A 7,016-nucleotide genomic window follows, 5' to 3' on the forward strand; every position below is an offset into this window, starting at 1 on the left:
GATATATAGTTAAATTGCATAGCTGTTTTTTCCCTCATAATACTTATTAATGGTTTCTATAAACATTGATATAACTATTATTAAACCTCCAGCAATAATATAATAAGTTGGTATTTCATTTAATATAAATATTGAGGAAATTACTGCAAAAACAGGCTCACCAACATAAATAATGCCCGCGGCGGTTGGTTCCACGTATCTCAGCGCCCTTGTATTAATAATTATGGCAAAAAGGCTTGCGAACAGTGCTGTGAATACTATTGTAAAGATGACCACGGGAACCTTAAGTCCGGAATAAATTCTTATATTTAACGGCATAAAAAATAATGACAGGATGCCGACCATCAATAACTGGTAAAATGAAAACACCATTGTGTCAAGATATTTTGTGTATTTATAAACGTAAACTGTTTGAATAGCATAAAATATGGCACATAAAAACGTTAGAAAATCGCCAAATGCATATTTCCCAGAAAAATTAAATGACGACATCATTATAAGGCCAATAAGCCCCATTATTGCTGAAAGCACATCAATTTTCTTTATCCTCATTTTTAAAAACAAAAATGAAATCAGTGGCAGAAGGACAACATAGAGTCCGGTAATGAGGCCAGACTGTGAGGATGTTGTATACTTTAACCCCACTGTCTGAAAATAATATGCTATAAATAACAGAACACCGGCGGTTATACCATAAACCACATTATGCCTTTCCTTTATATTTTTATTTTTAAATATTAAGGGTAAAACGAGAGCAGCAGATAGCAGAAATCTAAATGCAAGCAGCATTCCTGGTGTTATATAATAAAGTGAGATCTTCATTATTGGAAATGTTACACCCCAGAAAAAAACAACAAGAATTAAAAGCAATAAATATACCAGTTTTGAATTCATTTTTTCAGTAATACCCACATATTTAATTAATTTAATTATTTTCTAAAAATAAGGTATTTTAACAGCTGTGGTCTTTTAAAAATAACGGAAATCACCACCCTTGAGGGATAGTCAATATCACCCAGTGAGTTAATTTTATTAATAATATTTTCATTATTTATTGCATTATATATCTTGTTTAATAATCTATCATTTATGCTTAATCTGGAATAATAATCCTGTATTCTGGCATCCATCTTAAGCTCCCTTCCAATTTCCTTTTTCCAGAGTTTTTCATATAACGATAAAGATTTTTCTGAAAAATCCTCATGCTGAAAGCTCCTGTCTATTGCCTCGGCAGCATTTTTTGCAGATACTATGCCTGTATATATACCGCCACCAGATAATGGTTTTACAATACCTGCCGCATCTCCAACAAGAACTGATCTGTTCCCGTATGTTTTTTTAAGATATCTTATTGGTATTGGTCCTGCGTTTATGCCTATTATCTTATTATCTCCATAGGTTTTGTTTATATTCTTAAAATATTTTATGGCATTAACACGGTCAACCCCAACACCTATGCGGGTAATATCACCGGATGGTACTGCCCACCCAAAAAAACCCCTGCTGTTATGTGATCCTATGTAAACATTTACATCATCCTGATCTTCAAGCCTTGCTGCAGAATCAACCTGATATGTTGATATTATTTTTTCCGGGCGCTCCCTGTAAAGTATTTTTCTTACAGTGCTGTTAGCCCCATCAGCACCTGCAACAATCTGGGCCTTTGCATACATTATCTCTCCATTTTTTTTATACTTGACCTCGGCATACTCATTATTAATACTAACGTCCATAACCCTAGAATTTATACTTACATCTGCACCTGCAGATATGGCCATTGCGGACGCATCCTTGTCAAAATCATCCCTGTACATTACTATTGTTTCCTCAGTTTTCCTTACATGTATGTACTTTCCATTTGGAAAATATATATTTGCACCATGCACTGAATTAATCCTGGAATTCGATTTAATGTAATCAAAAACCCTTTTGGATACAAGGCCTGTGCATTCAACAGGTTTCCCTATCTCTTTATGTTCCTCAAGATTTAGAACATTATAGCCTTTTTTTGACAGACTGTATGATAAATAGGAACCCGCTGGACCCGAACCAACCACAATTACATCATGCACACCTGATTATAATTAATAATTATATATATTTAATTTAAAAAAGTAAAAATTTACGATTCAACCTCGTCTGTTACATCCATTGATAAATTCCTCGTCTCACCTGTTTTAATGACTGTACCAAGGGCTATTAGTATAAAAATTACGGTAAAAACAGGATATAGTACATAAGAAATGCCACCGAGATAATCAGAAACATAGGGTGCCGGACCTCCTATAAATGAATTTCCATACTGGTATGCTGCAGAATTACCAGAATACCTGACATCAGCAGGGAATATTTCTGATATCATTGCCCCCAAAGGTGAATAGCTTAGACCATGGGCCACCCCGAAGAGTGTTATAAAAATTATAAAATAATAATCTGATACAAGATATACTGATGGATATATTATTACCAGTGCAAGGATATTCGCAAATGCTATTATTATTTTTCTTCCCTTGGCATCTGAAATCATCCCGCCCATGAATACAAATATTATATCCGCAATGCCGAAAATAGCAGTACCTATTAATCCAAAGTATACCGGCATCTTATAAATTTCCTCCATAAGCACCGGCAGCAGTGCAATAGCAAAATAGAAGAAATTTCCGGAGGAACCTGCAAGAATTGTTCCTGTTAGAACACCCTTCCAGTGCCTTTTCATTAACACCTTAAACGGCGATTTTTGGATTTTTTTGGATTTTATTTCATTCTCAAAAACAGGTGTTTCTGATACCTTAAGCCTTATAAAAGCACCAATAATTAATATTACAAAACTAAATAAAAATGGAATCCTCCAGCCATAGGCTATCATTGCACTTGCCGGTAGATAATATGCCAGTGGAAAAAAAATAAAAACACCAATTAGCAGGCCAAGTCCAACAGTTGACTGCACAAAGGATGAATAGAATCCCCTCCTGGACTGGAAATTTTCCAGTGTTAAAAGCATGGCACCACCCCATTCACCACCAAGGCCAAATCCAAGTACCAGCCTTAGAATAACCAGGATAATTATGGCAGCCACTCCAATGCTGGCATAACCTGGTATTAAACCGGTAAGTCCTGTGGATATGCCAGATATCATCAATGTCAGTAAAAGCATTTTTTTTCTGCCTATTCTATCACCATAATGCCCAAATATATAGGCACCAACGGGCCTTGTTACGAATCCAAGCGCGAATGTTAAAAGTGTTAAAAGTATGGCCACCGATGATGTTACAAACGGATAAAAAACCTTGGATATATAATCCGCCCCTGAGGAAAAAATAAATATGCCATACCACTCTATTATCGTTCCAACCATTGATGCCAGAATTATATCCCTTGACCTTGACATAATTTATGAAAAATATCATATATTTAAATATTTATTTTATATTTCCGGATAAATGAATTAGTTTTTATAGGAAACTTAATAATAGTATGGTAATTTACAGTTTATGGTACTAGTTTCTGTGGACATAGGTGGAACCTTTACTGACATAGTTGTTATAGAAAATAAAAACGTTAGTTATTATAAGGTGCCAACAACACCAAAAAATCCAGAAATAGGAGTGTTAAACGGCCTTAAAAAATATTTAAATGGTAAAAAAATTGACGAGTTTCTTCATGCAACAACAATCGCAACAAACTCATTGCTTGGCCAGTATGGGCTTGAGCTTCCCAGGGTTGCCATTCTAACAACATATGGATTTAAGGATATAATAGAGATAGGAAGGCAGAACAGGCCTGAGTTATATAATTTAAACTTTCACAGACCAAGGATCCTTGTTCCAGAGAATTTACGATATGAGGTCCATGAGAGAACAGACGTAAATGGTCATATAATTGAATCTATAAATAATGATGAAATAGAAAATATAGAGAAAAAAATGCTGGAAAAGGGTGTAAAATCAGTTGCTGTTTGTTATTTACACTCGTACAAAAATGCAGATAATGAAATAAGAACCAAAAAAATTCTGGAAAACAAATTTAAAAACATATCAATTTCATACGATGTATCACCCGAACCGCGTGAATTTGAAAGGATGTCAACAACTGTTGTTAATGCCGCACTTTCACCTGTAACCTCGCAATATATAAAAAATCTGGAAAACTCCATTAGAGATTTTGGAAATTTTGATATTAAAATCATGTCAAATGCTGGTGGCCTTATTTTTAGCGACGAGGCATCTGAAAAGCCCGTAAATATAATTGAATCAGGTCCGGCCGCAGGTGTTATAGCCGCAGCAGAATTTGCCAAGATAATGGATATAAAAAATGTAATTGCATTTGATATGGGCGGTACAACGGCAAAGGCCGGCACGGTACTTAACGGGAATTTTGAGATTACATCTGAATATGAGGTTGGCGGTTCATCTCACCATGGAAGGATAATAAAGGGTTCAGGGTATCCTGTGAGGTTTCCATTCATTGACCTGTCAGAGGTTTCTGCCGGCGGTGGAACAATAATATGGAAGGATAGTGCAGGCGGTCTAAATATTGGTCCTAAAAGTGCAGGTTCTGACCCCGGTCCGGTATGTTATAACAGGGGTGGTAAATATCCAACCCTTACAGATTCAAATCTGGTTCTTGGCATTATCAGCGATACCATGTCCGGTTCTGATTTTAAGCTAAGAAAGGACCTCTCATTAAAGGCACTGTCAACTCTTGGAGACCCCTATGAAATTTCCGAAAATGCTGTTAAGCTTGCAATTCTTGAGATGGCCAGGGGCATCCGCCTTGTTACCGTTGAAAGGGGTCTTGACCCCTCAGCCTTCACCCTCTTTGGTTTCGGTGGTGCAGGCCCACAGTTTGCGGTTAAAATTGCTGAGGAAATTGGAATAAAAACAGTGGTCATACCCCCTGGCCCTGGTGTTTTCAGTGCCCTGGGATTAACATACTCAGATATGCGTTATGAGGCGCGTAAATCATATCCAGAAAATCTCGAATCAGATTTTAATGAGCTGAAAAATAAACTCCTCGGAAAACTTAAAAATCCTGAATTTCTAATGTATGCCGATTGCAGGTATTATGGTCAGGGTTCAGAATTAACTGTGCCGGTTAAAGAAATAAGTCGTGATAGGATCTTTGAGGATTTTGAAAATATACATTATAATACATTTGGATTCAGGCTTAATAAGCCTATTGAAATATTTACAATACGTGTTTTTGGCATTGAAAGGAGGGAAAAACCAGAAATAAAAATCGAAAAGAGTAATAAAAAAATATTTGTTAAAAGAAAGGCATATATAAATGGGGAATGGACAGAAATCAATGTGTATTCAAGAAGCAGCCTTATTGCCGGTGAAAATATTGCCGGACCCTGTGTTATAGAGGAGGATGGCAGCAGCACATTTATACCTGAAAATTGGAATGCCCATCTGGGTAAAAATAATGAAATAGTGGTGGTAAGATGAACTGGGAAATAATAGGTAAGGCAACGCAGTTTATTGCGGAGGAAATGGGGGTATCACTGAAAAGATCTGCACTATCGCCAAATATAAGGGAAAGAATGGATCATAGCTGTGCAGTTCTGGATAAAAATGGCAGAATTGTGGCGCAGGCAGAACACATACCGGTGCATCTTGGTTCGTTTAAGGTAGGCGCAAAAAATATAATAGATTATATGAATCAAAACGGTATAATTCTGGGAGAAAATGAAATGCTTGTAACCAACGATCCATATATTTCAGGGACACATCTAAATGATGTTACATTTATTGCACCTGTATATTACCGGAACGAACTTTTTTGTTATGTTATAAACAAGGCACATAACGTTGATGTTGGCGGCCCTGTATTTGGCAGTTTGAACCCGGAGGCAATAAATTTGTATCAGGAGGGCACCATAATACCACCTGTAAAGGCTTCCAGTGATGTCATAAAATTTATACTATCAAATTTCAAGGATCCAGATACAGCAGCAGGGGACCTTAATGCACAGATGGCCGCAAACAGAATGGGAATAAAAAGGATTAAGGAACTTCTGGATAGATATTCAGGAGATGATATAAATGCCTCATGGAACACATTAATAGATCATTCAAGAGAATTATCACTGCATGCAATGGCTGAATGGCCCCAGGGCACATATGAATCAGAGGATTTCCTTGAGAAAAATGATGGTTTAATAAAATTAAAACTAAAGCTTTCAGTAACAAAAAACGGCATTATAGCTGATTTTTCCGGCACGGATAATCAGATAAATTATCCCTTAAATGCTGTCCTTGGGGTAACATTTTCATCCGTTTCATTTTCAATCAGAAGTGCAATTAATCAGGACATTCCCACAAATGATGGTTTTTATTCAATAATAGACCTTAATGTTCCAGAAAAATCCCTGTTAAACCCAGAAAAACCGCATCCAGTTTCTGGTGGCAATGTGGAGACAACACAGCGTGTGGCAGATACAGTTTTACTTGCTTTATCTAAATTTTTAAAGGAAATACCTGCAGCATCATCAGGCACAATGATGAATATTATGCTTGGTGGTGAGAATAATGGCAAATACTGGTCATATTATGAAACAATTGGTGGAGGTAATGGTGGCAGGTATAATTCCAATGGTGAGTCCGGGGTGCACTCAAATATGACAAATACCCTTAACACGCCGATTGAAATAGCAGAAAAGGAATATCCAATGTTCTTCACAGCATATAAATTAAGACGTGGCAGCGGTGGAAATGGTTTGCATAAAGGTGGTGAGGGTATAATAAGGTCATTTTATGTTACAAATCAAACGTATATGTCTGTAATAGCTGATAGATTTATGGTTAAACCATGGGGTATACACGGTGGTTCCCCGGGCAAGACCGGATCACTTTATATAATATCATCAGGGAGAAAAAAAAGGATGCCGGCAAAATTCTCATCCGAATTAAATAAAAACGATGAGGTCATTATAGAGACCCCCGGGGGAGGCGGCTACGGTAAAATTTAAAAAAATATTGAAATATAATTTATTTCGTCATAAAATGTTCAAA

Annotated in this window: 5 protein-coding genes; 2 read left to right on the forward strand and 3 right to left on the reverse strand. The window is 36.5% G+C overall.

The features are described from left to right. Positions 1–9: 9 nt before the first annotated feature. Genes AOG55_RS07455 through AOG55_RS07465 form a run of 3 tightly spaced genes read right to left on the reverse strand, consistent with a single transcriptional unit; the run spans position 10 to position 3,388 of the window. A complete protein-coding gene (locus AOG55_RS07455) occupies positions 10–894 on the reverse strand; it encodes a DMT family transporter (protein ID WP_054963927.1) in 885 nt (294 codons plus the stop codon). Positions 895–929: 35 nt separating this feature from the next. Further along, positions 930–2,072: a geranylgeranyl reductase family protein gene (locus AOG55_RS07460; RefSeq protein ID WP_054963924.1), complete on the reverse strand. Its 1,143-nt coding sequence runs from the start codon at positions 2,070–2,072 to the stop codon at positions 930–932. Between the two features lie 50 nt (positions 2,073–2,122). Beyond that, entirely contained in the window at positions 2,123–3,388 is a 1,266-nt protein-coding gene (locus AOG55_RS07465) for an MFS transporter (protein ID WP_048101959.1), read from the reverse strand. Positions 3,389–3,491: 103 nt separating this feature from the next. Here AOG55_RS07465 and AOG55_RS07470 point away from each other — a divergent pair, with 103 nt between their 5' ends. Both AOG55_RS07470 and AOG55_RS07475 read left to right on the forward strand, forming a co-directional pair. Beyond that, complete coding sequence (locus AOG55_RS07470; RefSeq protein WP_048101958.1) at positions 3,492–5,450, forward strand: hydantoinase/oxoprolinase family protein; 1,959 nt, start codon at positions 3,492–3,494, stop codon at positions 5,448–5,450. Beyond that, a complete protein-coding gene (locus AOG55_RS07475; RefSeq protein WP_055041111.1) occupies positions 5,447–6,973 on the forward strand; it encodes a hydantoinase B/oxoprolinase family protein in 1,527 nt (508 codons plus the stop codon). Before AOG55_RS07470 ends, AOG55_RS07475 begins: the two co-directional genes overlap by 4 nt. Positions 6,974–7,016: the final 43 nt, after the last annotated feature.

Origin of the sequence: Acidiplasma cupricumulans (genome assembly GCF_001402935.1) — an archaeon.
GTDB lineage: Archaea > Thermoplasmatota > Thermoplasmata > Thermoplasmatales > Thermoplasmataceae > Acidiplasma > Acidiplasma aeolicum.